The organism is Myceligenerans crystallogenes (assembly GCF_039529775.1).
In the GTDB taxonomy this organism is placed as follows: domain Bacteria; phylum Actinomycetota; class Actinomycetes; order Actinomycetales; family Cellulomonadaceae; genus Myceligenerans; species Myceligenerans crystallogenes.
Genome location: NZ_BAAANL010000001.1, coordinates 501,560 through 527,418, shown reverse-complemented (window position 1 = coordinate 527,418; position 25,859 = coordinate 501,560). Strand labels below are relative to the sequence as shown.

The 25,859-nt window shown below is 74.0% G+C and carries 23 protein-coding genes; 8 read left to right on the top strand and 15 right to left on the bottom strand.

Annotated features, from left to right (window positions below):
- The first annotated feature begins 26 nt into the window (after positions 1-26).
- The 3 genes from ABD208_RS02185 to ABD208_RS02175 all read left to right on the top strand — a co-directional run bounded on the left by ABD208_RS02185 (position 27) and on the right by ABD208_RS02175 (position 3,101).
- The gene (locus ABD208_RS02185; protein WP_344099026.1) at positions 27-1,142 is read left to right on the top strand and encodes a hypothetical protein; all 1,116 of its coding nucleotides are present in this window, start codon (positions 27-29) and stop codon (positions 1,140-1,142) included.
- Positions 1,100-1,837: a YceI family protein gene (locus tag ABD208_RS02180; protein WP_344099024.1), complete on the top strand. Its 738-nt coding sequence runs from the start codon at positions 1,100-1,102 to the stop codon at positions 1,835-1,837. The genes ABD208_RS02185 and ABD208_RS02180 overlap by 43 nt, the downstream gene beginning before the upstream one ends.
- A gap of 82 nt (positions 1,838-1,919) precedes the next feature.
- On the top strand, positions 1,920-3,101 hold the full coding sequence (locus ABD208_RS02175) for a MalY/PatB family protein (RefSeq protein ID WP_344099022.1): 1,182 nt from the start codon (positions 1,920-1,922) through the stop codon (positions 3,099-3,101).
- Positions 3,102-3,194: 93 nt separating this feature from the next.
- Here ABD208_RS02175 and ABD208_RS02170 read toward each other — a convergent pair whose 3' ends face one another.
- From ABD208_RS02170 to ABD208_RS02160, 3 genes are all read right to left on the bottom strand, one after another.
- Positions 3,195-4,094 (bottom strand): hypothetical protein, encoded by a 900-nt coding sequence (locus tag ABD208_RS02170; protein WP_344099020.1) that lies wholly within the window; start codon positions 4,092-4,094, stop codon positions 3,195-3,197.
- The gene (locus ABD208_RS02165) at positions 4,082-5,146 is read right to left on the bottom strand and encodes a DUF8213 domain-containing protein (protein ID WP_344099018.1); all 1,065 of its coding nucleotides are present in this window, start codon (positions 5,144-5,146) and stop codon (positions 4,082-4,084) included. The genes ABD208_RS02170 and ABD208_RS02165 overlap by 13 nt, the downstream gene beginning before the upstream one ends.
- A gap of 219 nt (positions 5,147-5,365) precedes the next feature.
- Positions 5,366-6,211, bottom strand: a complete 846-nt coding sequence (locus ABD208_RS02160; RefSeq protein WP_344099016.1) for an SURF1 family protein — start codon at positions 6,209-6,211, stop codon at positions 5,366-5,368.
- Between the two features lie 116 nt (positions 6,212-6,327).
- Here ABD208_RS02160 and ABD208_RS02155 point away from each other — a divergent pair, with 116 nt between their 5' ends.
- Complete coding sequence (locus ABD208_RS02155) at positions 6,328-8,811, top strand: phosphoketolase family protein (protein WP_344099015.1); 2,484 nt, start codon at positions 6,328-6,330, stop codon at positions 8,809-8,811.
- A gap of 36 nt (positions 8,812-8,847) precedes the next feature.
- On the opposite strand, the gene ABD208_RS02150 is transcribed toward ABD208_RS02155, so the two are convergent.
- From ABD208_RS02150 to pta, 4 genes are all read right to left on the bottom strand, one after another.
- The gene (locus ABD208_RS02150) at positions 8,848-9,342 is read right to left on the bottom strand and encodes a putative toxin-antitoxin system toxin component, PIN family (RefSeq protein ID WP_344099014.1); all 495 of its coding nucleotides are present in this window, start codon (positions 9,340-9,342) and stop codon (positions 8,848-8,850) included.
- Positions 9,339-9,587, bottom strand: a complete 249-nt coding sequence (locus tag ABD208_RS02145; RefSeq protein WP_344099013.1) for a ribbon-helix-helix domain-containing protein — start codon at positions 9,585-9,587, stop codon at positions 9,339-9,341. Before ABD208_RS02145 ends, ABD208_RS02150 begins: the two co-directional genes overlap by 4 nt.
- Positions 9,588-9,695: 108 nt before the next feature.
- Positions 9,696-10,922: an acetate/propionate family kinase gene (locus ABD208_RS02140; RefSeq protein WP_344099012.1), complete on the bottom strand. Its 1,227-nt coding sequence runs from the start codon at positions 10,920-10,922 to the stop codon at positions 9,696-9,698.
- On the bottom strand, positions 10,919-13,111 hold the full coding sequence (gene pta, locus ABD208_RS02135; protein ID WP_344099011.1) for a phosphate acetyltransferase: 2,193 nt from the start codon (positions 13,109-13,111) through the stop codon (positions 10,919-10,921). The genes ABD208_RS02140 and pta overlap by 4 nt, the downstream gene beginning before the upstream one ends.
- A 134-nt stretch (positions 13,112-13,245) precedes the next feature.
- Between pta and ABD208_RS02130 the strand changes: the two genes are divergently transcribed.
- Positions 13,246-14,229: a DUF4031 domain-containing protein gene (locus ABD208_RS02130; RefSeq protein WP_344099010.1), complete on the top strand. Its 984-nt coding sequence runs from the start codon at positions 13,246-13,248 to the stop codon at positions 14,227-14,229.
- A gap of 75 nt (positions 14,230-14,304) precedes the next feature.
- Positions 14,305-14,949: a SanA/YdcF family protein gene (locus tag ABD208_RS02125; RefSeq protein WP_344099009.1), complete on the top strand. Its 645-nt coding sequence runs from the start codon at positions 14,305-14,307 to the stop codon at positions 14,947-14,949.
- Positions 14,950-14,974: 25 nt separating this feature from the next.
- Here ABD208_RS02125 and ABD208_RS02120 read toward each other — a convergent pair whose 3' ends face one another.
- The 5 genes from ABD208_RS02120 to ABD208_RS02100 all read right to left on the bottom strand — a co-directional run bounded on the left by ABD208_RS02120 (position 14,975) and on the right by ABD208_RS02100 (position 21,205).
- Positions 14,975-15,613: a response regulator transcription factor gene (locus ABD208_RS02120; RefSeq protein ID WP_344099008.1), complete on the bottom strand. Its 639-nt coding sequence runs from the start codon at positions 15,611-15,613 to the stop codon at positions 14,975-14,977.
- Positions 15,606-16,994: a sensor histidine kinase gene (locus ABD208_RS02115; protein WP_344099007.1), complete on the bottom strand. Its 1,389-nt coding sequence runs from the start codon at positions 16,992-16,994 to the stop codon at positions 15,606-15,608. Before ABD208_RS02115 ends, ABD208_RS02120 begins: the two co-directional genes overlap by 8 nt.
- An 11-nt stretch (positions 16,995-17,005) precedes the next feature.
- Complete coding sequence (locus ABD208_RS02110) at positions 17,006-18,229, bottom strand: hypothetical protein (protein ID WP_344099006.1); 1,224 nt, start codon at positions 18,227-18,229, stop codon at positions 17,006-17,008.
- Positions 18,230-18,334: 105 nt separating this feature from the next.
- On the bottom strand, positions 18,335-19,957 hold the full coding sequence (locus tag ABD208_RS02105) for a succinic semialdehyde dehydrogenase (RefSeq protein ID WP_344099005.1): 1,623 nt from the start codon (positions 19,955-19,957) through the stop codon (positions 18,335-18,337).
- A 123-nt stretch (positions 19,958-20,080) separates the two neighbouring features.
- A complete protein-coding gene (locus ABD208_RS02100) occupies positions 20,081-21,205 on the bottom strand; it encodes a GuaB3 family IMP dehydrogenase-related protein (RefSeq protein WP_344099004.1) in 1,125 nt (374 codons plus the stop codon).
- A 174-nt stretch (positions 21,206-21,379) separates the two neighbouring features.
- Between ABD208_RS02100 and ABD208_RS02095 the strand changes: the two genes are divergently transcribed.
- Positions 21,380-22,114, top strand: coding sequence for an exonuclease domain-containing protein (locus ABD208_RS02095; protein WP_344099003.1), 735 nt, complete (start codon positions 21,380-21,382; stop codon positions 22,112-22,114).
- A 34-nt stretch (positions 22,115-22,148) separates the two neighbouring features.
- Here ABD208_RS02095 and guaB read toward each other — a convergent pair whose 3' ends face one another.
- Both guaB and ABD208_RS02085 read right to left on the bottom strand, forming a co-directional pair.
- Entirely contained in the window at positions 22,149-23,663 is a 1,515-nt protein-coding gene (gene guaB, locus ABD208_RS02090) for an IMP dehydrogenase (RefSeq protein WP_344099002.1), read from the bottom strand.
- Between the two features lie 106 nt (positions 23,664-23,769).
- Entirely contained in the window at positions 23,770-24,942 is a 1,173-nt protein-coding gene (locus tag ABD208_RS02085; RefSeq protein ID WP_344099001.1) for a MerR family transcriptional regulator, read from the bottom strand.
- A 191-nt stretch (positions 24,943-25,133) separates the two neighbouring features.
- Between ABD208_RS02085 and ABD208_RS02080 the strand changes: the two genes are divergently transcribed.
- Positions 25,134-25,430, top strand: a complete 297-nt coding sequence (locus ABD208_RS02080) for a WhiB family transcriptional regulator (protein WP_344099000.1) — start codon at positions 25,134-25,136, stop codon at positions 25,428-25,430.
- A gap of 119 nt (positions 25,431-25,549) precedes the next feature.
- On the opposite strand, the gene groES is transcribed toward ABD208_RS02080, so the two are convergent.
- Positions 25,550-25,846: a co-chaperone GroES gene (gene groES / locus ABD208_RS02075; protein ID WP_344098999.1), complete on the bottom strand. Its 297-nt coding sequence runs from the start codon at positions 25,844-25,846 to the stop codon at positions 25,550-25,552.
- Between the last annotated feature and the right edge of the window lie 13 nt (positions 25,847-25,859).

Sequence of the window (25,859 nt, the reverse complement as noted above, 5' to 3'; positions counted from 1 at the left end):
TTATGGGCGGGACGTCTTTCCTCTATATGGCAGTCGGTGCCGCCGTGCTGGCGATCCCGGCGGTCATCCTCATCTCGATCGCGATGGTCGCCTCCGGCTTCTCGGGCCTGCTGCGGCTCGCCTTCGGGGCCCTGCGGGCTGGCGTGATCCCCGAGCGCCGGTACCTCCACGACCGCGAGATCGACCTGTTCTCCGCGTTCCGCGGCATCGCGGGAGTCCTGCTCCTGACCACCGCCGAGCTCATGCGGTCCCGGAGCCTGCCGACCCGGCTCCCAGCCCCGATCCCCGGGGAGGGCCTGCCCTCCTGGATCGGCATCCTCGCGCACGGCACCCTCTGGGCGGTGAGCACGCTCGCCGCCGTCGCCCTGCTGATCGGCGTCGGCTCGCTCGTCACCTACTCCAGGCAGGTGCGGTACCCGCCGCCCGTCACGCCCGAGGACGGCCGCGCCCGGTCAGTGATCTCGCCCTTCCTCCCGCTGCGCGCCCCCGCGACGCTGGCGGTCGTCAGCCTGCTCACGGTCGCGTACGCCGTCGTCCTGCCGCCGCTGATCCCGGAGAGCGGCGGCGAGCTGGCCGTGGCCGAGCCGCCCGGGATCGGGTCGCTCGTCCTGCTGACCGCGCTCCTGATCCTCGGGGTGATCGGGGCGATGCTGCTGGTCGGCGTCGTCGTCGTCGGCCTGCCCCTGGCCGTCACGTTCCACTCCCGCGGGGCCGACGGCCATCCGGCGCTCCCCGCGCTGTGGTCGCTCGCGCTCGCCGGGCTGTACCTCTGGCAGCGCGGCCCGGAGTGGTACGACGCCGGCGCCGCCTGGTTCGGGGCCGGCGCCGCCGGGGCGGACTCGCATCTCGTGTCGGCCGCGATGCCGGGCCTGACCGGGACCGGGATCGTGATCGCGATCTCGGTGCGGGAGCTCGTGCGGCTGCACGTGGTGCACGGCATCGACCCGTGGACGCCGACGGCCGTGCTGACCGCGAACGCCCGCCGCAGCGACAACACCCTGGTCGTCGCCGAGCCGCAGGCGCTCGTCGCGGACCTGCTTCCAGACAATCCCCAGAAATTCGGTGCAGCATGGTTCTCCGACTACCTCAGGAGGAAGCTGTGGCAGGCACGCCGGACGGTGCAGGAAGCGGTGCGGGGGTAGCGGGACCCCGCCAGGGCAAGGGGCTGCGGATCGCCCTGATCGCGGGGATCGCCGTCGTGGCGGCGGTCCTGGTCGTGCTGGGCGTCACGCAGCTCTACGCGTCGATGCAGACCGGCGACGACGTCCCCGCGCCCGCCGTCGGCTCCGGCGACGACGCCCCGGCCGTCACCCGCGACCTCGCCGAGCTGGACGGCGACTGGTCCGTCGCCGACGGCTCGGAGGCCGGCTACCGCGTCGACGAGGTGCTGAACGGGACGGACGTGACCGTCGTCGGCCGCACCTCGCAGGTGACCGGCACGGTCACGGTGTCCGGCGGCGAGCTGACCGCCGCCGACGTCGAGGTGGACACGGCGAGCATCGAGACCGACGAGGCCGCCCGCGACAGCCAGTTCCAGGGCATCCTTTCCACGACCGAGTACCCCGCCGCGACGTTCTCCGCGACCGAGGCCGTGGACATCTCGGCGGTGGCCGACGGCGAGACGGTGGCCGTCGAGGTCCCGGGCACCATGACGATCACGGGGACGTCCCAGGACGTCACCGCCGAGATCGAGGTGCGCCTGACGGACGCGGGCGCCGAGCTGGCGGCGAGCATCCCGGTCACGTTCGCGGACTACGGCATCGAGGCCCCGGACCTGGGCTTCGTCACGGTCGAGGACGACGGGTTCGTGGAGGCGCAGCTCAGCCTGGCGCAGTGAGGTCGCGCGGCGATCTCGCGCGGCGATTTCGGCGAGGGCCGACGCCGGACCACCCCGCCCGCCGTTCTGGTTGAATGCCGGTGTGAGCAGCCACCCGTTCGACGACATCACCGCCGACCAGCTCCGGGCCGCCGGCAGCATGAAGTGGTCCGCCTACCCGGACACGATCGGGGCCTGGGTCGCCGAGATGGACTTCGGCACGTCGCCGGAGGTCACCACGGCCCTGCACGACGCCGTCGACCGCGCGCTGTTCGGGTACCTCCCCCAGTCGCTCGTGACCCAGATGTCGGAGTCCTACGCGCGCTTCGCGGCCGAGCGGTACTCCTGGGGCGTGGATCCGGCACGCGTGCGGCCGGTGACGGACGTGCTGACCGCGCTCGAGCTGGTCATCACGCACTACTCGCGCCCGGGTTCGCCGATCATCCTGCCCACCCCGGCCTACATGCCGTTCCTCACCGTGCCGGGCCTGCTCGGGCGCGAGATCATCCAGGTCCCGATGGCGGTGACCCGGCCCGCCGGGTCGTCGGACGGCCCGCGCTACACGTATGACCTCGACGCGATCGACGCGGCGTTCCGCGCCGGCGGGCACCTGCTCGTGCTGTGCAACCCGCACAACCCGATCGGCCGCGTCCTGCTGCCCGCGGAGATGCAGGCGATCGCCGAGGTCGTGGACCGGCACGGCGGGCGCGTCTTCTCCGACGAGATCCACGCGCCGCTGGTGTACGAGGGCCACCGGCACGTCCCCTACGCCTCGCTCTCCGAGACGGCGGCGTCGCACACGATCACCGCCACCTCGGCGTCGAAGGCCTGGAACCTGCCGGGCATGAAGTGCGCCCAGCTGGTGCTGTCGAACGACGCCGACGCCAAGGTGTGGACCTCGATCGGGCGCCCCGCCGAGATGCAGACCGCCACGCTCGGCCTCGTCGCGTCGTCGGCCGCCTACGCCGAATCCGGCGCGTGGCTCGACGACACCCTCGGCTACCTGCGGGGCAACTACCGCGTGCTCACGGACCTCCTCGCCGCCGAGCTCCCGCAGGTCGAGGTCGCCCCGCTGGAGGGCACGTACCTCGCCTGGCTGGACTTCCGCGCGCTGGACCTCGGCGGGCTGCCCCCGGCCGCCTTCCTCCGCACCCGCGCCGGCGTCACCCTGACCGACGGCGCCCTGTGCGGCATGGCGGGCGAGGGCTTCGCCCGGCTGAACCTGGCGACCCCGCGCCCGATCCTGACCGAAGCCCTCACCCGCATCGCCGCGTCGCTCGCCTGACCGGCGCGGCCCGCGCGGGCGCGGTCCCCGCGGGCCCGGTCGCCCGCGGGCCCGGTCGCCCGCGGGGCGGTGCCCCGCGGGCGCCGTGCCGGCTCAGGCCTCGCTCCCCGCGGTGCGCGCGTCCCGCGCGAAGTAGTCCCGCTCGCGCTGCGCGACGAACGCGTCGACGTTCTCCTCGTGCAGCTCCCCGCACGGCCCGCCGCAGGCCTCCTGCGCGAGCCCGGCCAGATGCGCGGTCTCGCGCTCGTGCGCCATCGCCGTGCGGACGCGCCCCGCGAGCACCTCGTCCCACTCCGGCTCAGCCAGCGCGGCCGAGTCCACCCGGACCAGCCACCAGAGCCCGGTGTCCGCGTCCAGGTCGAGCCCGATCTCGCCCTCCGTGCGCACGGCGTTGACCAGGCGCTCGACCATCACGTGGATCTCGGAGTCGTGCCCGACGGCGGCGTCGCCCCAGGTGTCCTCGTCACCGAGGGCCAGGTCCGCCGGGCCGAGCCGGGGATCGGCCGTCCACGCCGCGTGGGCGGCGCGCGCCGTGTCCGGGTCGTCGACGGCGACCCAGGTCACCTCGGCGTGATGCACCTGCGCGAAGTCGTCGCCGTTCGACTCGAACCACTCCCGTGCCTCGTCGTCGGAGACGGACGCGGCGTCGAGCTCGGGGTGTGCCGCCCGCTCGGCGACCAGCAGGCCGCTGAGCAGCTCGCTCTGCGACGAGCCCGTGGCGCCGTCGTCCCGCGCGGCGGCGGCCAGGGCGGCGTCGCGCACCGCCACGTCGAGGGCGCGACGCGCGCGCTCGCCCGGCGCGGCGTCGCCGGTCCAGATGTACTCCTCGACGGTGCTGTCCATCCGGGACGCGACCGCCCCGGCGGTGATCTCGGCGCCGTCCACCGTGGCCAGCACCGACGGGTCGGTCCTCGGGGCGCACCCGCCCAGGAGCAGGGCGGCGGCGACGGCCGCCGCCCCGCTCCGGACGGTGCGACGGGTCAGCCCGAGCACCGGTTGATCTGCGCGTTGAGGAAGTCGTCGTCGGCTTCCCAGTACTCGTCACCGCACTCGGCGTCCCACGGGTTGAGGGACCCGCCGTGCATGCGGCCGCAGCGGTCGTGGTCGCCGCAGTCGTAGGTGTAGGCGTTGATGCCGTTGCAGCCGGGGCCGCACTCGCCCATGCACTCCGAGGAGCCGGGGCCGGTGTGGATCGACTCGGTCCGGAAGCAGTGCGCGTCGGAGTCGTGCTGCAGGCTGCGGTACGCCGTGGTGCAGGCCATGTAGTAGATGCCGTCCTCGTCGGACTGCTGGCAGGCAGCGAGCTGGATCTGGGCCTCGCCGTCCGCCGCAACGGCGGTCTCGGCCCGGAGCGCGGCGGCGCGGTACTCGGCGAGCGTGCACCGGTCACCGCCCTGCGCGGCGTGGGCCGTCGCGTCGTGCGATGTCGTCGCGGAGGTCCGGACGACGGCGGCCGTGGCGCCCTTGGCCTTCTTCTCCGTGCGCACCTCGCCGGCGCCCGCGTCGTAGGACCCGAGCTCCACGCCGACCGGCGCCTCGGAGACCAGCGTGACGAAGCGCATCAGGATGTCGAGGTGCTCGGGCACTCGCCGCTCGCTCGCGACCAGCGGGTCGATGAGCTGCTCCTGCGTCTCGAGCAGCAGCGCCGTCAGCGCCTCGCGCTCGGTCGGGTCGATCGTGGTGCCCGCGCCGTTCCAGGACGCCTCGCCCGTGGCCGCGTCGCGCTCGGCGGTCAGGGTGACGCCGTCGAGCGTGATCGACGCCGTCGCCCGCGCGCCGCCGGCGGTGGCCCGCGCCGAGCCGTCCGGCGTGGCCCGCACCGGGGCTCCCGCCGAGGCCGCCTCGACGACGATGTGGTGCGTGGAGTGACCGAACTTCGCGGTGAGGCGCTCGGCCGCCCGGTCCGTGACCTCGAGGCCGGCGGCGCCGTCGCCCGCCGGGACGACGTCGGCGTTCGACGCCGTCGTGCCGCCGAACGTGACGAGCGACATGACGGCGAGAACACCGCCGATCCGCCTGATGCCGCGTGCGTGTGGGACTCGCATGGATTCCTCCCCTTGCCTGGGAAACCGCGGGAGCCCGCGGCCCCAGGAAAGCTACTGAACCCCTCGCAGTTGGTAAACACCCAGGTGGGAACGATGGCATGACGATTCGGGGAATTGCCGGTAACCCGGTTTCCGGGGCAACGACCTCAATTCGGCGGGGCGAATTCGGCGTGCTGAATTCGGCGGGGAAGATGGTCTTGCATCTCGACGGCGCCTGGCCTAGGCCGCCGGCAGGCCCGCGATCCCCGTGTCCGGGTCCGTCGCCCTGCCGCCGCGGCGGCCGCCCGACATCTCGTCGCGGACGAGGCGGATCCACAGGGCGACGGCGAAGCCGCCGAAGACCCACCACTGCAGGGCGTAGAAGGCGTTCTGCAGGTTAACGCCGGTGCCGCCCTCGATCATGGGTCGCGGCAGCTGCTCGAGCGGAGCGCCCGACGCGGAGTCGACGACGTAACCCGAGTAGATCGGGCCGCCCCATTCCTGGACGAGAGCGCCGAGCGCGATGTCACCGACCCGCGGCCAGGCGCCGGTCTCGCCGCCGGCGCTCCCGCCCGCGACGCCGGCGGCGCCCACGGACTCGCCGGCCTGCAGCCAGCCGGTCAGCGTCACGGCCCCGGGCGGCGGTGCGTCCGCGTCGTGCGGCTCGGCGACCCAGCCGCGGACGACGGCGAGCACCGGCACACCGGACAGCGCGGCCCACGACTCGCCCGCCGTGCCGTCGTCGGACACCCGCAGCGGCGCGAGCACAAGGTACCCGACGTCGCCGCCGGGCCCGGCCCGGCCCTCGACCAGCACCTGCTGGCCGGCCTCGAACGTCCCGGTGACCTCCACCTGCCGCCCGACGAGCTCGCCCGGGAACGGCTCCTGCGGGGCGAGCACCTCGCCCAGCCCGGCGGGCCCGGCGGCGGCAGCCTCGCGCGCCTCCTGCTCGGCGGCGAGCTCGGCCCGCTCGAACGCGCGGTCGAGCTGCCACTTGCCGAGCCACCCGCACCCCCCGGCGGCCAGCAGGAACACGAGCAGCAACGCGATCATCCGCGGCTGACGCGCCACGGCCCAGAAACTCACCCCCTGACGATACCCGCCGGGCGCCGGCGCCCGAGCCACCGGCCCAGAACGTGCGAGCCCCGCGGGCGTGGCGTCGAATGGGAGGTGCCCCGGCACCCGTCAGCAAGGAGCGCGTGATGACGACGATCCCCGGCTCGACCCCCTGGACCGCGACGGGCGTGGCCCGGCTCGGCGACGGGGAACTGGCCCGAGTCGACGCCTGGTGGCGCGCCGCGAACTACCTGTCCGTCGGCCAGATCTACCTGCTCGGCAACCCCTTGCTGCGCGAGCCGCTGCGCCGCGAGCACGTCAAGCCCCGCCTGCTCGGCCACTGGGGCACGACGCCCGGCCTCACGTTCCTCTACGCGCACCTGAACCGGGCGATCAGGGCCCGCAGCCAGCCCACGCTGTACGTCACGGGCCCGGGACACGGCGGCCCGGGCCTCGTCGCCTCGGCGTACCTGGACGGGACGTACTCGGAGATCTACTCCGACATCACGCGCGACGCCGAGGGCGTCCGCCGGCTGTTCCGCCAGTTCAGCTTCCCGGGCGGGGTGCCGAGTCACGTCGCCCCGGAGACGCCCGGCTCGATCCACGAGGGCGGCGAGCTCGGGTACGCCCTCTCCCACGCCTACGGCGCCGCGTTCGACAACCCGGGACTGCTGGTCGCCGCGGTGGTGGGCGACGGCGAGGCCGAGACCGGCCCCCTGGCGACGTCCTGGCACTCGAACAAGCTGCTCAACCCGCACCAGGACGGCGTCGTCCTGCCGATCCTGCACCTGAACGGCTACAAGATCGCGAACCCGGCGATCCTCGCCCGCATCCCGCAGGCGGAACTGGGCGCGCTGCTGGCCGGCTACGGCCACAAGCCCTACTTCTTCGAGGTGCCGGACGACTCCGACGAGCCGCCCCTGGTCACGCACCGCCGGTTCGCGGGCCTGCTCGACGAGGTGCTGGACGACATCGCGGAGATCAAGGCGCGCGCCGCCCGCACCCCGAGCGCCGCCGTCGACCGCCCCGTCTGGCCCATGATCGTCTTCCGCACCCCCAAGGGCTGGACGGGTCCCGCCGTCGTCGACGGCAAGAAGACCACCGGCTCCTGGCGCGCCCACCAGGTCCCGCTCGCCAGCGCCCGCGACACCCCCGAGCACCTCCGGGTGCTGGAGGAGTGGCTGCGCTCGTACCGCCCGCAGGAGCTGTTCGACGACGACGGCGCGGTGCGCGCCGAGATCACCGGCCTCGCCCCCGCGGGCGACCTGCGCATGAGCGCCACCCCGTACGCGAACGGCGGCCTGCTGCTGCGCGACCTGCGGCTGCCGGACTTCCGGGAGTTCGCGGCCGACGTCCCGGCGCCGGGCGGCTCGACGTCGGAGGCGCCGCGCGTCCTGGGGCAGTGGCTCACGGACGTGATCCGGCAGAACCCCGGCAACTTCCGGATCTTCGGGCCGGACGAGACGGCGTCGAACCGCCTGCAGGCCGTCTACGACGCCACCGGCAAGCAGTGGAACGCCGAGCTGTACGGCCCCGACGTGGACGAGCACCTGGTGCGCACCGGCAGGGTCATGGAGATGCTCAGCGAGCACCAGTGCCAGGGCTGGCTCGAGGGCTACCTGCTGACGGGGCGGCACGGCCTGTTCACCAGCTACGAGGCGTTCGTGCACATCATCGACTCGATGTTCAACCAGCACGCCAAGTGGCTCAAGGTCACCAACGACATCCCGTGGCGGCGGCCGATCGCCAGCCTGAACTACCTGCTGTCGAGCCACGTCTGGCGCCAGGACCACAACGGGTTCAGCCACCAGGACCCCGGGTTCATCGACCACGTCGTGAACAAGAAGGCCGAGATCGTGCGGGTCTACCTCCCGCCGGACGCCAACACGCTGCTGTCCACCTACGACCACTGCCTGCGCTCACGGCAGTACGTGAACGTGGTGGTGGCGGGCAAGCAGCCGGCACCGAACTGGCTCGCGATGCCGGAGGCGATCGAGCACTGCACGCGCGGCCTGGGCATCTGGGAGTGGGCCGGGACCGAGGTGCCGGGCGAGAAGCCCGACGTCGTCCTCGCCGCCGCGGGCGACGTGCCGACCCTGGAGGTGCTGGCCGCCGCCGACATCCTGCGCCGCGAGCTGCCGGACCTCAAGGTACGCGTGATCAACGTCGTCGACCTCATGCGGCTGCAGGACGCCGGCGAGCACCCGCACGGCCTCACCGACCCCGAGTTCGACGGCCTCTTCACCGCCGACCGGCCGATCATCTTCGCCTACCACGGCTACCCGTGGCTCATCCACCGCCTCACCTACCGCCGCGCGGGCCACCCCAACCTGCACGCGCGCGGCTACAAGGAGGAGGGCACGACGACGACGCCGTTCGACATGGTGATGCTCAACGACCTGGACCGCTACCACCTGGTGATCGACGTCGTCGACCGCGTCCCGGGCCTCGGCCCGGCCCAGGCGGGCCTGCGCCAGCGCATGCAGGACGCCCGCCTCCGCGCCCGCGCCTGGACGCGCGAGCACGGCGAGGACATCCCGGAGGTCCGGGACTGGGTGTGGCCGGCGAGCGACTCCCCCGGCCGGCCCGCCGCCCCGACCCTCCCGGACACGAGCGCCGACAACGAGTGACCGCGCCCCGAGAGCAGTGCTCAGCCGCAACGCGCCTCAGCGACCGCGTCGCTGCTGCACGATACGACGAATGAAGTCCCGGGGCCGCAGAATCGCGATCCGCTGATTCCATGGGCTCATCGACGTGAGATCGGTGTCATCCGAGACCACGATCAGCGCATCGCTCGCCACGGCGACGTCAAGAATGAGGTTGTCCTCGAAGTCAGGCACGTCGAACACCCGCCGGTCCGGATCCAGCACCTTGCCGCCGCTGGTCTCGACCAGTTCCGCCAGGGCGTCGACGTACTCCTCCACGGACCGGTGAGACCACCCGAAGCTGCGGAGCACACGCGCCACGTTCTCCAGGATGTGCAGTGACGTGCAGAGGGAGAACTCCTCGGCATCGAACGCGACGGACAGGCAGTCGGCATCGGCGTTGCCCGTCGCGGGCGGCAAACGAGCCAGGTAGGGCCACTCCGAGTCGGCACCGACGACGGCGTTGACGAAGACGTTGACGTCGTAGACGACGGCCGGGGCCAGCGATTCGCTCATGGCGTCTCGAGCACCTCGGCCACTCTCGCGGCGACCTCCTCGCGGGACACCACACGCCCGCCCATCTCGGCACGACCCCGGGCCTGGATGCCGCGCATCCGCTCGGCCCACATCTCATGCCGCATCCGCTTCATCGCCACGCGAAGAAACTCCGAGCGGTTGCCGTGCCCGAAGTACTCGACGAGCGCGTCGAGCTGCTCGCGGTCCTCATCGGCGACCGCAAAGCCGATCGTCTGTGCTGTCATCACAGTCCCCTATGTTAGGCGCATCCATATGCAACGCAACTGCAATCGTAGCGCGGTCCACAGGGAGACCCTCCTCCTTTCCTTCTTCCCGACTCCTTGGACCGACGTCTACCGCGCGGCCAGGACGGCGAGGGACTGGCGGGCGATGGCGAGTTCCTCGTTGGTGGGGACGACCATGACCAGGGGCCGCGCGGGGGCCTCGGGTTCCGTGGGGGAGATCACGCGGGACTCGCGGGCGCGCGCCGCGTTGAGGTCCGGGACGACGCCCAGGCCCAGGAAGCCCAGGCCCTCGACCACGCCCGCGCGGACGTGGGCCGCGTTCTCGCCGACGCCCGCCGTGAAGGCCAGGACGTCGATGCCGCCGAGGACCGCCGCGTAGGCGCCGACGTATTTGCGCAGGCGGTGCAGGTAGACGTCGAGCGCCAGGCGGGCGTCGTCGTCGCCCGACTCGATCAGGCGCGTCAGCTCGCGCATGTCGTTGACGCCGCCCAGGCCGAGGAGGCCGGAGCGCTTGTTGAGCAGGGTGTCCACCTCGTCGGGCGACAGGCCCGAGCGGATCAGGTGGAAGACGATCCCCGCGTCGACGTCGCCCGAGCGGGTGCCCATCACCAGGCCCTCCAGCGGCGTCAGGCCCATGGACGTCTCCACCGCGCGCCCGCCCAGCACCGCCGACGCCGACGCGCCGTTGCCCAGATGCAGCACCACCTGCCGCAGCGTCTCCGGGCCGCGGCCCTCGGCGGCGAGCTTCGCGGTGACGGCGGGATGCTCCGCCACCGCCCGCGACACGTACTCGTGCGAGGTCCCGTGGAAGCCGTACCGCCGGATGCCGTGCTCGGCGGCCGTCCCCCGGTCGATCGCGTAGGTCGCGGCCGGGGCCGGGAGGTCCGCGAAGAACGCCGTGTCGAACACGGCCACGTGCGGCACGTCCAGCAGCTCGCGCGCCACCTCGATCCCCGTGACGTTGGCCGGGTTGTGCAGCGGGGCGAGCGGGATCAGGTCGCGGACGGCGGCGACGACGTCGTCGTCCACCACCACCGGCGCGGAGAACGACGTGCCGCCGTGCACGACGCGATGCCCGACGGCGACGACGCCCGCCTCCCCCAGCGACGGCCCGGTCTCCTCGAACAGCTCGAGGACCAGGCGCAGGGCGGCGCCGTGGTCGGCCACGGCCCCCTCCCGGACCGTCCGGGCGCCGCGCACCTCGTGCGACGCGCGGCCCGAGGCCTCGCCGATCCGCTCGACGATCCCCGCCGCGAGCGCGTCGCCCGGCGCCGGGTCGACGAGCTGGTACTTGAGCGACGACGACCCGGAGTTCAGGACGAGGACGGTGCTCACATCTGCTCCAGTTCGGTGGCGGCCTGCTGCTCCTGACCGGCCCGGAGTTCCCCCGCGGCCTCCGGCCGAACCGCCTCCTGCGCCTGGATGGCGGTGATCGCGATGGTGTTGACGATGTCCTGCACGAGGGCACCGCGCGAGAGGTCGTTGACCGGCTTGTTCAGGCCCTGCAGCACCGGGCCGACGGCGACGGCGCCCGCCGACCGCTGCACCGCCTTGTACGTGTTGTTGCCGGTGTTCAGGTCGGGGAACACGAACACCGTGGCCCGCCCGGCGACGTCGGACCCGGGGAGCTTGGACGCCGCGACCGAGGCGTCCACGGCGGCGTCGTACTGGATGGGGCCCTCGACGACGAGGCCGGGCGCGCGCTCGCGGACGGCCGCGGTGGCGGCGCGCACCTTGTCGACGTCGGCGCCGGAGCCGGAGGTCCCGGTGGAGTAGGAAAGCATCGCGATCCGCGGTTCGACGCCGAACTGCGCGGCCGTGGCCGCCGACGACACGGCGATGTCCGCGAGCTCGTCCGAGGTCGGGTCCGGGATGACCGCGCAGTCCCCGTAGACGAGCACCCGGTCGGTGAGGCACATGAAGAACACCGACGACACGGACGACGTACCGGGCCGCGTCCTGATGATCTCGAACGACGGCCGGATCGTGTGGGCGGTGGAGTGGGCGGCGCCGGAGACCATGCCGTCCGCGAGGCCGAGGTGCACCATGAGCGTGCCGAAGTAGGAGACGTCGGTGACGATCTCGCGGGCGCGCTCCTCCGTCATGCCCTTGTGCGCGCGCAGCCGGGTGTACTCGGCGGCGAAGCGGTCCAGGATCTCCTTGCTCTCCGGGGTGGCGCCCGTGGGCGACAGCACGCGGGCGCCGTCGAGGTCCAGGCCGAGCTCGGCGGCCCGGCCGCGGATCGCGGCCTCGTCGCCGAGGATCGTGAGGTCCGCGATGCCGCGCGCCAGGACCGTGCCGGCGGCACGCAGGATGCGGTCGTCGTCGCCCTCCGGGAGGACGACGTGCCGCCGCCCGCCGCGGGCCCGCTCGATGAGCTGGTGCTCGAACATCAGCGGGGTGACGACCTCGGGCCGCGGCAGGTCGAGGCGGGAGGCGAGCGCACCGCCGTCGACGCAGCGCTCGAACAGCGCGCGGGCGACGTCGATCTTGCGCTGCGAGTCCCGCGTGACGCGGCCCCGCACGGCCGACGCCCGCTGCGTGGCCCGGTAGGTGTCCATGTCCGTGCGGATCACGGGGACGCGCGGCTGCAGCGCCTCCAGCAGCTCCCGCGCCCGTCCCTCCGGGTAGAAGCCGCCGTTCAGCACGATGCCCGCCAGCGACGGGAACGACGGCGCGGTGTGCGCGGCGAGCAGGCCGGTCAGCACGTCCGTGCGGTCCCCGGGCGTGATGACGACGGCGCCGTCGGACAGATGACCGAGCAGGTGCTCGAAGCTCATCGCGCCGACCAGCACGCCCAGGGCCTCGCGGCCCAGGAGCTCCGGGTCGCCGAGCGCGAGCTCACCCTCGACCGCCTCCACGAGCTGGCCGACCGTGGGCGCGGACAGGAACGGCTCCTCGGGGATCGTCCACACGGGGACCTCGGGCTGGGCGGCCGCGACCGCGGCCCGCACGTCCCTCGCGTTCAGCGTGTCGCACCGGTTCACCACGAGCCCCACGGCGTGCGCGTAGTACGTGCCCAGCTCCGCCAGCGACGCCTCCGCGAGCGCCGTCACGTCCTGCGGCGTGCGCCCCTTGCCGGACACGACGAGCAGCACGGGCGCGCCCAGGTTGGCGGCGATCCTCGCGTTGAACGCGAGCTCGTTCACCCCGGCGACGTCGGTGTAGTCGGTGCCGAGCACGACCACGGAGTCGCACCGCTCGGCCATCGCGTGGAACCGGGCGACGATGCGCGCCATGGCGTCGTCGGGGTCCTCGTGCAGGTCGGAGTAGGTGACGCCGACGGCGTCGTCGTACTCCAGCTCGACGCCGTCGTGGTCGAGCAACATCTCCAGCACGTAGTCCCGTTCGGGGACGACGGCGCCGCCGTCCGCGCCGGTCCCGGTGACCCGTGAGACGGGCCGGTACACCCCGACCCGCCGCCCCTGCCGCACCAGCAGGTCGAGGACCCCCAGCGCCACGGTGGACTTCCCGCTCTCACCCTCGGGTGACGCGATGACGATGCTGCGGGCTGCGCCGCTCATAGCTGCTCCTTGCGAACATGCCTCGGTACGGTCTCAACCTACCTGCGCCGTCCGGCACCGGTGACCGGCGCCGGCCCTCGCACCCCGGCGGAACAGGCCCGGGACCGCCCGGGGCGGCGCCGTAGGCTCGGGAGGTGACCGTTCTCATCGATCCGCCCGTCTGGCCCGCGCACGGCACCCACTTCTCGCATCTCGTGTCCGACGTCTCGCTGCTGGAGCTGCGGGCGTTCGCGCGGGCGGCCGGTGTCCCGGACCGGGCGTTCGACCTCGATCACTACGACGTGGCGGCGGCCCGGCACGACGAGCTGGTCGCCGCCGGCGCCGTCCCGGTCGCGGGGATGGAGCTGGCGCGCCGTCTCGTCGCCTCCGGCCTGCGGATCTCGGGGGCGGAGCGCGCGGGCAGCAAGCGCGCGCCGATGCTCGCCCGGTGGGACGCGTCGTGCCCGACGACGCCGGGCAGGACCGCCGGCGAGGGGGCGGGCGAGGCGGCTCGTGAGGCGGCCGGCGAGGTCGCCTGGCACGCCGTCGGCGAGGCGCTCGACGAGCGCTGGCGGGAGCCGCACCGCACCTACCACACCGCGTTCCACCTGTTCACGGCCCTGGAGGCGCTCGACACCCTGCTGTCGGACGCCGCGGCGTCGGGCGCTCCGGTTCCCGGCGACGTCGCCTGGCATGCCCGGGTCGCCCTGTGGTTCCACGACGCCGTGCACGACGGCAGCACCCCCGCCGACGAGGAGGCCTCGGCCGCCCTGGCCCGCGAGCTCCTGGCCCCGCTCACCGGCGTCGCGCCACGATCCGCCGCGGAGATCGCGCGGCTGGTGCTGGTCACGGCCGCCCACGACCCGGACCCCGGGGACCTGGCCGGGAGCCTCGTGAGCGACGCCGACCTCGCGGTCCTCGGCGGTACCCCGGCCGCCTACGCCCGCTACACGCACCAGGTCCGCGCGGAGTACGCCCACGTCCCGGACCCCCTCTTCCGCCGGGGCCGCGCCCAGGTGCTGGGCGGCCTGCTGGCGGCGGGCGACCTCTTCCGCACCCCGTGGGGCAAGGCCCGCTGGCACGACGACGCGACGTCGAACCTGGGGGCCGAGCTCCGCGACCTCGCCGGCCCCGCCTGACGTCGCCCCACAACCTCCTGCCGCGCGCCGGAAATTTCCACAGGATCGCCCCGGCCTGCCAGGTAGGTTGCTCACGTGGCCATCCCCGTGAACCCGCGCCTGCGGCGCCTGCGCCGGGTGTTCGACGTCGTCGCGATCGCGATCGGCGTGCTCAGCCTGCCCGTCGCGATCCCGGTGTTCTGGGTGCAGGGCGTCGGGCAGTCGCGCGTCGTGGCGCCGGAGGACGTCCCCGAGGTCGACGCCGTCATCGTGCTCGGCGCCGGGCTGCGCCCGGACGGCACGCCGTCGACCTACCTGCGACGCCGCGTCGAGATGGGCGCGCAGCTCTACGGCGCCGGCCGCGCGCGGCAGGTCATCCTCTCGGGCGACGCCCACACGAAGGCCGACGGCACCCGGTACGACGAGCCCGCCTCGATGCGCGACCACATCCGCGGCCTCGGCGTCCCGGACGACGCCCTCGTGCTCGACCGCGAGGGCTTCGACACGGACGCCACCTGCCGCCGCGCCCGCGACGAGTACGGCGTGCGGACGGCCGTCGTCGTCACCCAGGACTTCCACGTCCGCAGGACCCTCTTCACCTGCGGGTACTCGGGGATCGACGCGGTCGGCGTCGGCGTCAGCAGCGAGAGCGTCACCCCGGTCAAGGCCCTGTTCGCCTGGAAGCTCCGCGAGATCCCGGCCAGCTGGAAGGCCGCCGCGGAGTCCGTCCTGCACCGCTGACCGGACGGCGTCCCGGCGGCGCCGGCTACAGCTCGATCAGGCCCGACTGGTACGCCTTGACGACGGCCTGGGTCCGGTCCCGCGCCCCCAGCTTCGCCAGGCACGAGGACACATGGCTCCGGATCGTCTCCACGCCGAGGAACAGCCTTGCGGCGATCTCCGCGTTGGTCAGCCCCTCGGCGACCAGCCCCAGCACCTCGCGCTCGCGCCCGCTGAGCCGCACCACCCCGTCCGCCGCCCGCGGCCGCGTCCGCACCAGCCGCCGCACGGCGTCGGGGAACAGCAGGCTCTGCCCGCCCGCGACCGTGCGCACCGCCTGCACCATCTCGTCCGCGCCCGCCCGCTTCAGCAGGAACCCCGCCGCACCCGCCTGGAGCGCGTCGAGGACGTGGTCGTCGTGCTCGAACGTCGTCACCACCAGCACGCGCGGCGGGTCCGGCTGCCGGAGCACCAGCTCGGTCGCCCGGATCCCGTCGACCCCGGGCATCCGCACGTCCATGCAGACGACGTCCGGCCGCAGCTCCCGCGCCAGCGCCACGGCCCCGGCCCCGTCGCCCGCCTCGCCCACGACCTCCAGATCCGGCTCCCCGTCGAGGATCAGCCGCATCCCGCCGCGCACCAGCGGCTCGTCGTCGGCCAGCAGCACCCGCACCAGCTCACTCATCGCGTTCCTTCCCCGCCGTGATCCGCGGCAGCCGGACCGAGAGCAGCCAGCGCCCGTCGTCGTCCGCGAACCCGGCACCATCCTGCCCGGCACGGGCCTGGTCCCGGGCGGGCGGCCCGCCGGTCCTGCTCGGCCCGGCGCCCTCGTCCTTCCCGGCGGCACCCGCCGCGTGACGCCTCACGCCGTCGTCGTGCCCGACGACGCCGGCTGCCGCGCTCCCGCCGAACAGCGCGGCCCGTTCGCGGATCCCGGCGAGGCCGCGTCCGCCGTCGCGGCCGGACGGCCGCGCCGCCGCGCCCGCCGGGCCCGGACCGGCGACCCGGGCCTGATCGCTCACGGCATTGCTCACCTGCACGAACACCTCGTGATCCGTGTGACCGACCCGCAGCCGCACCTCCCCCGGCGCGCCGTGCCGCCGCGCGTTCGTCAGCCCCTCGGTCACGATCCGCGCCACCGTGCGCCGCAGGATCGGCGGCAGGTCGGCGGGGAGCGCGACGTCGGCCGCGACCTCCAGCCCGGCGCGCCGGTGCTGCTCGACGACGTCCGCCACCCCGCCCGCCGGCGCCGCCGCCCGGTCGTCCCGCAGGATCCCGAGCAGCGCGTCGAGCTCCGCCAGCGCCCCGCGCGACACCTCCTCGATGGCGACGAACGCCTCGGCCGCCCGCTCGGGCCGCGTGGCCGCGACGCGGCGGCCCGCGGCGGCCTGGACGGACACGATGGTCAGGGCGTGGCCGATCCCGTCGTGGAGCTCGCGGGCGAGCAGCGTGTGCTCGGCCTCGCGCCGCTGCCGGGCGAGCGCGACCTCGAGGCGGTCGGCCGTCGTCGGCCCGAGCAGCCATGCCGCGGCACGGCGCGCGAGCGCGCCGGCCGGCCACGCGCCGAGGGCGGCGGCAACGCCGCCGGCCACGCACGCGAGCACGACGGCGACGCGGGCCGCCGCCACGTCCGGGACGGGCACCCGGGTGCCGAGCGTGTGGCCGAGCACGGACTCGGTGCCGATCACGATCGTCGCGGGGATCAGCCCGAACAGGCAGAACGCCACCAGCAGCCCGGTCACGAGATGGAACGCGATCCACACCGCCGTGCGCAGCCGGTGCCCCCAGGTCTCGCGCGCCGGGACCACCAGCTCGGCGTCGGCCCCCAGCAGGCTGCGCGCGGCCGTCACCTCCAGCTCGCGCGTCCCGGGCACCAGGCCGAGCGCGAGCGCGCAGGCCAGGCTCACCCCGGCGACGGCCGCGCCGGGCGGGTCCTCGCCGACGGGCGCGGTGAGCCGCCCGCTGAGGATCCAGGCGAGGCCGAAGTACACGACCAGCGCGACGGCCAGCCCGATCGCGGCGCCGAGCATCGCCCAGGCGAACCGTCGCACGAAGGTCCGGATCATGTGCCCATCCTCTACCGCGCGGCGCCGGACCCGCGGCGGTGGGCGACGTACCCCCACACGGCGAGCGCCAGCGCGGGCCCCCAGTACCAGCAGGGGAACGTGAACACCCCGGCCCAGAACTCGCCCTGCTCCGCGAAGGCGACGAGCATCGGCACGGCGGAGAAGCACAGGGTCGCCGCCACGAAGCCGCCCGGTACGGCGGCGGCCGCGACCGGCACCGGCCTGCCCGCGAGGACGGGGACCCAGCGCGGGAACACCTCGCCCCAGCGCTGGATCAGGCCGAGGGTGAGCGCGAATCCCGCCCAGGCCACGCCGGACAGCAGCAGGCCCCAGACGCGCGTCTCCGTCGCCATGTCGTCCGGCGCGACGAGCGGCCAGGGCGTGAGCCAGCTCAGCCGCACCAGCGCGTACGGGAGCGGACCGGTCGCGGCGACGATCGTGACGGCCGTGCGGTGCCGCAGCACCCAGGCGGTGAGGCGGCCGGCGGCGCCGCCGGCCGCGGAGGCCCGGATCGCGACGGCGCCCCACGTCGTGGCGACCGCGAGCAGCACCAGCACGAGGCCGACCGCCCAGAGGTCCGCGCCGACGGCGGCGCCGGACGTCGCCAGGGCGCCGGGGATGGCCGGGCCCGCCACGACCACGGCGGCGACCACCGCGGCGAGCGCGGGCAGGCCCACGAACCACCGGGCCCGGGGGTACTTCCGGATGGCCTGGACGACCAGCACGACGATCACCACCGGCATGGCGAACGCCAGCAGGTAGCCGACGACGGACAGGGTGCCCAGGCTGCCCATGGCGAGCCCGAACACCGCGACCTGGAGCGCACCCGCGGCCGCGAGCGCACGGCCGCGCAACGCACCGGCGAGCGCGCCGATCCCCGCCGCGACGCCGAGCAGCGCGGCGACCGTGTGCACGAGCGTGGCGGCCTGGGCCCCGGCGAGGCCGGCCAGGAAGGCGTTGGCGGGGTCGGTGTAGAAGCCGGGCAGCCGCCCGGCGAGCCAGCCGGCGCCGAGCAGGGCGGCGACGCCGCTCGCGACGGTCGCGCCGAGCAGGGCGGCGCGGGAGGCGGACGGACGGTCCGCGCGGGAGGCCGCCGGGCGGTCAGCGGGGGAAGCCGCTGGACGGCCCGCGGGGGTGGCGGCCGGGCGGGCGGTGTGCTGCCCGGCGGCACCCGCGGTGGTCGGGACGGTGGGTCGTACGGCTGCGCGGCGTGGGCCGGGCGTCTGGCGTGACATGGCGTTCCTCCGGTCGGGAAGGGGTACGCGTCCACGCTCTCGCCTCGCGCCCGCCGGGCCGTCCCCCGATCAGGGGAGACCGGGCCCCGGCCCGGGGGAACGTCGTCAGGGGATCCGCAGCCTGCGCATGCCTTCCAGCGCGGTGGTGAGGATCTTGGCCGGTGCCGCGCCCTCCAGGCCCAGCACGGCCTCCAGGCCGAGCCCGCGCGAGGCGCCGCGCGCGGTGACGACGGTGCGCAGCTGCGTCATCGCCTCGATCGACGCCGCGCCGTGCCGCCGGCCCATGCCGGAGGCCTTCCAGCCGCCGGTGGGCGCGCCCACCGAACCCCAGGTCAGGAGGTAGCCGTCGTTGATCGAGACGGATCCGGCCTCGATCCGGTCCGCGATCCGCTGCGCGCGGGCGGTGTTCCCGGACCACACCGACATGTGCAGGCCGTACTCGGAGTCGTTCATCGCGGCGACGGCCTCGTCGTCGGACCGCACCCGCACGATGGACACGACCGGCCCGAAGGTCTCCTCGCGCGCGACCAGCGCGTCGGACGGCACCTCGTCGAGCACGGTGGGCGCGTAGAAGTAGGGGCCGAGGTCGGAGCGGTGCACGCCGCCCGCGAGCACGACGGCGCCGCGCGCGAGCGCGTCGTCGACGTGCTGCGTGATCTTGGCGAGCTGCGCGTCGGACGTGAGGGAGCCGACGTCGGCGGTGTAGTCGAGGCCGGCGCCGAGCCGCAGGCCGCGCACGTCCCGCACGAACTTGGCGACGAACTCCTCGGCGACCGCCTCGTGGACCACGATCCGCTCGGCCGAGATGCACAGCTGCCCGGTGTTCGCGAAGCACGCACGGACGACGCCGGGCAGCGCGGCGGCGACGTCGACGTCGTCGGCGATGTAGACGGCGTTCTTGCCGCCGAGCTCCATCGTGGTGCCCACCAGCCGCTCGCCGGCGCGGGCGGCGACCTGCCGCCCGGCGGCGGTGGAGCCGGTGAACGCGACGTGGTCGACGTTGTCGACGAGCGCCTCGCCCGTCTCGCGCCCGCCCGCGACCACCTGGAACAGCCCGGCGGGCAGGCCCGCCTCCTCGAGCACGTCGGCGGCCCACAGGGCGGTCAGCGTGGTCTGCGGATCCGGCTTGACGACGACGGCGTTGCCCGCCACCAGCGCCGGCAGCGCCTCGGACAGCACCAGGGTGAGCGGGTAGTTCCACGGCGCGATCGCGCCGACCACCCCGACCGGCCGGCGCTGCACGCGCACGCCCGTGAGCAGGGGCACCATGCCGAGCGGGCGGGTCGTGGCGAGGTACCGGCGGGCGCGCAGCGAGTAGTGCCGCGCGACCTGCGCGACGTCGGCGACCTCCTCGAACGCGGACCGGCGCGCCTTGCCGGTCTCGAGCTGGATGAGGTCGAGCACCTCGGACTGCCGCGCAAGAACGATTCGAGCGAGGTTGTCCAGGACGCCGGTCCGCGCGCCCAGGTCGCGGGCCGCCCACGCGCGCTGCGCGCGCCGGCCCCGCTCGACGGCGGCGACGACGTCGGCCGCGCCGGAGACCGGGATCGACACCAGCGGCGCGCCGGTGAACGGGCAGGTGGACCGGTGCGTCCCGGCCCCCTGCGACGACACGATCCGGGCCACGAGCGGCGCCACGAGCCCGGGTTCGAGCGCGTAGGTGGACTCGGGCCGTTCCGGGTCCACGACGGATCCGACGGCGGCGTTTCCCGGTGACTCGTCCATCATGCGGGCCACCCTACGCGTAAAATGGCGGCTCACCCAGACCGGTGGCGATGAAACTTCTTTTCAGAGATTCACCCGCTCGCCATCGGTCGCCGGGCGCCCGATCCATCGGAAAATTTCTTGCAGCTAGCGCGGGGTGTACGGCGAGACGACGACCTCGACGCGCTGGAACTCCTTGAGATCGCTGTAACCCGTGGTCGCCATCGCCCGGCGGAGGGCGCCGACGAGGTTCAGCGTGCCGTCCGCCTGCCGGCCCGGACCGAACAGGATCTCCTCCAGCGTGCCGACCGAGCCGACCTCGACGCGCTCGCCGCGCGGCAGCTGCGCGTGGTGCGCCTCGGGGCCCCAGTGGAACCCGCGGCCGGGCGCGCCGCTGGAGCGCGCGAGCGCCGCGCCCAGCATCACGGCGTCGGCCCCGCAGGCCACGGCCTTGACGATGTCGCCGGAGTGCCCCACGCCGCCGTCGGCGATGACGTGCACGTAGCGGCCGCCCGACTCGTCGAGGTAGTCGCGGCGGGCCGCGGCGACGTCGGACACCGCGGTGGCCATGGGGGCGTGGATGCCGAGCGTGACGCGCGTGGTGTGCGCGGCGCCGCCGCCGAAGCCGACCAGGACGCCGGCGGCCCCGGTACGCATGAGGTGCAGGGCCGCGGTGTAGGTCGAGGCGCCGCCGACGATGACCGGGACGTCGAGCTCGTAGATGAAGCGCTTGAGGTTGAGCGGCTCGGCGTTGCCCGAGACGTGCTCGGCCGAGACCGTGGTGCCGCGGATGACGAACAGGTCGACGCCCGCGTCCACCACGGTCTTGTAGTGCTCCTGCGTGCGCTGCGGCGTCAGGGCGCCCGCGACGGTCACGCCCGCGGTGCGGATCTCGCGCAGGCGCTCGGTGATGAGGTCGGGCTTGATCGGCTCCTCGTAGATCTCCTGCATGCGGGCGGTCGCCCGCTCCTCCGGGAGCTCCGCGATCTCGCGCAGCAGCGGCTCGGGCGACTCGTACCGCGTCCACAGGCCCTCGAGGTCCAGCACGCCGAGCCCGCCCGCCTCGCCGAGGGCGACGGCGGTGGCCGGGCTCATGACCGAGTCCATCGGCGCGGCGACGATCGGCAGGTCGAAGTGGTAGGCGTCGATCTGCCAGCCGACCGACACGTCCTCCGGGTCGCGCGTGCGGCGCGAGGGCACCACGGCGATGTCGTCGAAGGAGAATGCGCGGCGCCCGCGCTTGCCACGTCCGATCTCGGTCTCGTTACTCACCGGGACAGCCTACTCAGGGCGACCGGGACGCGCCGTCGGGTCCGCGATGCGACCGGGGCCGGGCGCCTTCCCGAGGCCGTCTTCCGGGGACATCGGCCCTGCTTGAGACCGAATGTCAGTGTCGGGTGGCATGGTTCGTGCTAGTTGGCACGGCGCGAGTGGAGGGAGCCCACCATGGACAACGGACCGGACATCGGACCCGGCTGGATCCGCAGGCCACTGCTCGGCTTCGACACGGAGACGACAGGGGTGGACGTGACGGGGGACCGCGTGGTCACGGCCGCGCTCGTGCACCGCGTCCCGGGCGTGAGCACGGAGGTCACCACCTGGCTGATCGACCCGGGGGTGGAGATCCCGCAGGAGGCCGCGGCGATCCACGGCATCACGACGGAGCACGCGCGCGCCCACGGGCGGCAGCCCGCGGAGGCCCTGGAGGAGATCGCCGCCGAGCTGGCGCGGCACCTCGCGCTGGGCACCCCCGTGGTCGCCTACAACGCGGCGTTCGACCTCTCCCTCATGGACCACGAGCTGGTGCGGCACGGCCTGCCCACCCTCCCGGACCGCCTGGGCCACTCGGTGGGCCCCGTCCTCGACCCGCTGGTCATCGACCGCTGGAAGGACCGCTACCGCTCCGGCAAACGCCGCCTGGGCGACCTCTCCGAGCTCTACGGCATCATCTCCGACGGCGAGCTCCACACCGCCGAGGTCGATGTCCTGGCCACCCTGGACCTCCTCGAGGCCCTGGTCCGCCGCTACCCGGAACTGGACGAGAGCCACCTCGTCGACCTCCACCACCGCCAGGCCGGAGCCCACGCCGCCTGGGCCAACGGCTTCAACGACTGGCGCACGGAGCAAGGCCTGGAAGGCCCCGGCGCCTCCCCCCTCTGGCCGGTCCAGTCAGCGAGCTGAGCGGAGCCCGGGGCGTTCGGCCCCGGGCTCGGCCTCAGCGCCCCGAGTAGTTGGGCGCCTCCACCGTCATCTGCACGTCGTGCGGGTGGCTCTCCTGCAGCGACGCCGAGGTGATCCGCACGAACCTCCCCTTGGCCTGCAGCTCGGGAACCGTCCGCGCCCCGGTGTAGAACATCGTCTGGTGCAGCCCGCCCACGAGCTGGTGCGCCACGGTCGCCAGGGTCCCCTTGTAGGGAACCCGCCCCTCGATGCCCTCCGGCACGATCATGTCGTCGCTGGACACCTCGGCCTGGAAGTAGCGGTCCTTCGAGTAGGACTTCTTCCCGCGCGACGACATCGCGCCCATCGACCCCATGCCGCGGTAGGACTTGTACTGCTTCCCGCTGACCAGGATCGTGTCGCCCGGCGCCTCCTCGGTGCCGGCCAGCATGGACCCGAGCATCACGGCCTCGGCCCCCGCCACGATCGCCTTGCCGATCTCGCCCGAGTGCCGCATGCCGCCGTCGGCGATGACCGGCACGCCCGCGGGCCGCGCGGCGAGCGACGCCTCGTACACGGCCGTCACCTGCGGCACGCCCACGCCGGTCACGATGCGGGTGGTGCAGATCGAGCCGGGCCCCACGCCCACCTTGACGGCGTCGGCCCCGGCGTCCACGAACGCCTGCGCGCCCTCGCGCGTGGCGACGTTCCCGCCGATCACCTGCACGTCCCTGGTGGCCGGGTCGGTCTTGAGGCGCTTGACCATGTCCAGCAGCATCCGCACGTTGCCGTGGGCGGTGTCGGCCACGAGCACGTCCACGCCCGCCTCGATCAGGGTCGTCGCTCGCGTCCACGCGTCGCCGAAGTACCCGATCGCCGCGCCCACCATGAGGCGGCCCTGGCCGTCGTTCGACGCCTTCGGGAACTGCTCGCCCTTGACGAAGTCCTTCACCGTGATGAGCCCGGTGAGCCTGCCGTCGGCGTCGACCAGCGGCAGCCGCTCCACCTTGTGCTGCCGCAGCAGGCGCGTCGCGTCCTCGCGTGACATCCCCTCGGTTCCCGTGACCAGGTTCCGGGACGTCATGACCTCGTCGACCTTCGTCGAGGCCCATTCCGCCACGGGCGTGAACCGCAGGTCGCGGTTCGTGACGATGCCGATGAGCCGGTTCCCGGCGTCCACCACGGGGAACCCGGAGATGCGGTACTCGCCCGCGAGCCGGTCGAGCTGCTCGAGGGTGGCCTCCGGCCCGATCGTGACCGGATTCGAGATGATGCCCGTCTGCGTCCGCTTCACGAGGTCCACCTGCATCGCCTGGTCCTCGATGGACAGGTTGCGGTGCAGCACCCCGATGCCGCCCTGGCGCGCCATCGCGATCGCCATCCGCGACTCGGTCACGGTGTCCATCGCGGCCGAGATCAGCGGCACGCGGATCGAGATCTCGCGCGTCAGGCGCGTCGTCGTGTCGATGTCCGACGGCGCGAGGTCCGAGTGGCCGGGCAGCAGCAGGACGTCGTCGTACGTGAGGCCGAGAAACCCGAACGGGTCGCGCGAGGAAGTGGTGGGCTCCATGCACCGAGTCTACGTCCGGGGCCCCGCGGATATTCCGCGGCCGCCGTGATGCGGGCCACCCGCACGGGTGGTCCGGCAGGCGGGGCTGCCGCACGGGCCCGCCGGGCTACCGGAGGACGGCCAGGACCTCGTGGAGCAGGCCGTTGAAGCTGCGGATGCGCTGGACCGTCGGGCCGAACGGGACGTCGCCGGCGGCGGCGTCCGCGCGCATCCCGACCAGCAGCGGCAGGTCCGGGTAGGCCTCGTGGACGGCGTGCACGACGTCGAGCGACGGCCGGGTCTGCGTCGTGGCGAGGACGACGGCGGCCGGGCGCACCATCGTGACCAGCTCCACCGAGCGGTGCACGCTCGCCGGGCCGGTCACGATCCGCGCCATCGTCCCCTTCGCGGCGAGCGACGCCGCCAGGGCGTGCGCCGACAGCGGGACCAGCTCGTCCGGGGCGGCGAACACGAGCACGATCTTGCGCATCCGGCTCGGGTGGTTCGCGGGCGGGCCGCCCGCCTCGACCATCTCGCGCTCGAACTCCTCGGTGTAGTTGCGCAGCGAGGCCAGCGCGGCGGCGGCCAGCACCATCTCCGGCACCTCGCCCGGCCCCGCCAGCACGGTCCGGACGGCGACCTGGTCGAACGCGGGCTCGACCAGGTCGGTCCACCACGCCGAGGGGTCGTCGTCGGGGCCGAGGCGCAGCAGCGCGTCGCAGGCCGTCCGGCTGTACTTGATCGCCGCGTCCACGAGCGCCGAGACCCGGCCCGACCACGCCGCGCCGTGCATCTGGCGGGGCCGCCCCTGCTCGCGCGGCGCCGGCTCCCCGCCGCCGGGCAGCGCACGCAGGTGCCCGCGACGCGAACCGGGCTCGGGCTGCGCACCGGCCGCGGTCTCGCCGTCCGCCGCGCGAGCGCCGTCGGCGCCCTCCCGGTCGTCGTTCCCGGGCCCGCCGGACGACGCCGGCCCGCCGTCGCGCCCGGCTTCCGCCGCCTCGTCGGACTGGACCATGGCCAGCTCTTCCTCGCTCGCCTCGATGGCCGCGCGCGCCGCCTCGCCCGGGGCGTGGCCCTCGAGGGTGAGGCGCCGCATGACCAGGAGTCGTGCCACGTCATCCGGGGTGTACCGGCGGTGGGAGCCCGCGGTGCGACCGGACGGGCCCAGCCCGTAACGGCGATCCCAGGTGCGCAGCGTCGCGGGCGCGACACCCAGCCGCTTGGCCACCGCGGCCACGGCCAGTCCGGGACTCGACGGGCGGGACCCGCCCTGACTCTGGGCAGGCCGCGTCGATGTCATGAACCTGATTCTGCCGAGCCGGGCAAACCTTCGCCACCGATCCGCCCGGTGCGTCGTTTATCTCCGCATGTTTCAGGGCGAACTTCTGGGAACCTCGTCACAGGTGGCGCGGTTCTGCCTCACCTGAACGCATGCGGCTGGCGCAGATTCGCCCCTTGAACAACTTCTGCACAACTTGTAGGTTGTTCGGCATGACGGAGATCTCGAGACTCCCCGGCCCGGTCATGGAGCTGTGGGAGTGGCAGTACCAGGGGGCATGCCGCGACGCGGACGACACGCTGTTCTTCCACCCGGAAGGCGAGCGCGGGTCCACGCGTCGACGTCGAGCCGAAGCAGCCAAGGCCATCTGCCGGTCGTGTCCGGTGATGATGCAGTGCCGCGAGCAGTCACTCCGCGTGCGCGAGCCGTACGGGGTGTGGGGCGGTCTGAGCGAGGACGAGCGGTCCGCGATCCTCGCCGGCAAGTCCGCCACGGCGGTGACCGCCTGACACGATCGCAGGGCCCTGAACACGTTCGCGCCAGGGGGTGGCGGACGACCGCGGGGTGAAGGACGCGAGGGGCCCCGCACCATGACGGTGCGGGGCCCCTCGTCGTCCGGCCGAACAGGTCAGCCGGCCACCACTGCGAGGATGTCGCGCGCGGAGAGCACGAGGTACTCCTCACCCGCGTACTTGACCTCGGTGCCGCCGTACTTCGAGTACAGGACCTTCTCACCCACGGCGACGTCCATGGGAACACGGTTGCCCGCGTCGTTCACGCGGCCCGGACCCACGGCCAGGACCTCGCCCTCCTGGGGCTTCTCCTTGGCGGTGTCCGGGATGACCAGGCCGGAAGCGGTCGTGGTCTCGGCCTCGAGGGCCTTGACGACGATCCGGTCCTCGAGCGGCTTGATGGGGACCGACACGTCGGACCTCCTC

Bases quoted from the DNA above. Each gene is read 5' to 3' on its own strand.
- ABD208_RS02185 (WP_344099026.1), top strand. From the start codon at position 27: ATGGCAGTCGGTGCCGCCGTGCTGGCGATCCCGGCGGTCATCCTCATC.
- ABD208_RS02165 (WP_344099018.1), bottom strand. From the start codon at position 5,146: ATGCGAGTCCCACACGCACGCGGCATCAGGCGGATCGGCGGTGTTCTC.
- ABD208_RS02155 (WP_344099015.1), top strand. From the start codon at position 6,328: ATGACGACGATCCCCGGCTCGACCCCCTGGACCGCGACGGGCGTGGCC.
- ABD208_RS02150 (WP_344099014.1), bottom strand. From the start codon at position 9,342: ATGAGCGAATCGCTGGCCCCGGCCGTCGTCTACGACGTCAACGTCTTC.
- ABD208_RS02145 (WP_344099013.1), bottom strand. From the start codon at position 9,587: ATGACAGCACAGACGATCGGCTTTGCGGTCGCCGATGAGGACCGCGAG.
- pta (WP_344099011.1), bottom strand. From the start codon at position 13,111: ATGAGCGGCGCAGCCCGCAGCATCGTCATCGCGTCACCCGAGGGTGAG.
- ABD208_RS02120 (WP_344099008.1), bottom strand. From the start codon at position 15,613: ATGAGTGAGCTGGTGCGGGTGCTGCTGGCCGACGACGAGCCGCTGGTG.
- ABD208_RS02115 (WP_344099007.1), bottom strand. From the start codon at position 16,994: ATGATCCGGACCTTCGTGCGACGGTTCGCCTGGGCGATGCTCGGCGCC.
- ABD208_RS02110 (WP_344099006.1), bottom strand. From the start codon at position 18,229: ATGTCACGCCAGACGCCCGGCCCACGCCGCGCAGCCGTACGACCCACC.
- ABD208_RS02105 (WP_344099005.1), bottom strand. From the start codon at position 19,957: ATGATGGACGAGTCACCGGGAAACGCCGCCGTCGGATCCGTCGTGGAC.
- ABD208_RS02095 (WP_344099003.1), top strand. From the start codon at position 21,380: ATGGACAACGGACCGGACATCGGACCCGGCTGGATCCGCAGGCCACTG.
- guaB (WP_344099002.1), bottom strand. From the start codon at position 23,663: ATGGAGCCCACCACTTCCTCGCGCGACCCGTTCGGGTTTCTCGGCCTC.
- ABD208_RS02085 (WP_344099001.1), bottom strand. From the start codon at position 24,942: ATGACATCGACGCGGCCTGCCCAGAGTCAGGGCGGGTCCCGCCCGTCG.
- ABD208_RS02080 (WP_344099000.1), top strand. From the start codon at position 25,134: ATGACGGAGATCTCGAGACTCCCCGGCCCGGTCATGGAGCTGTGGGAG.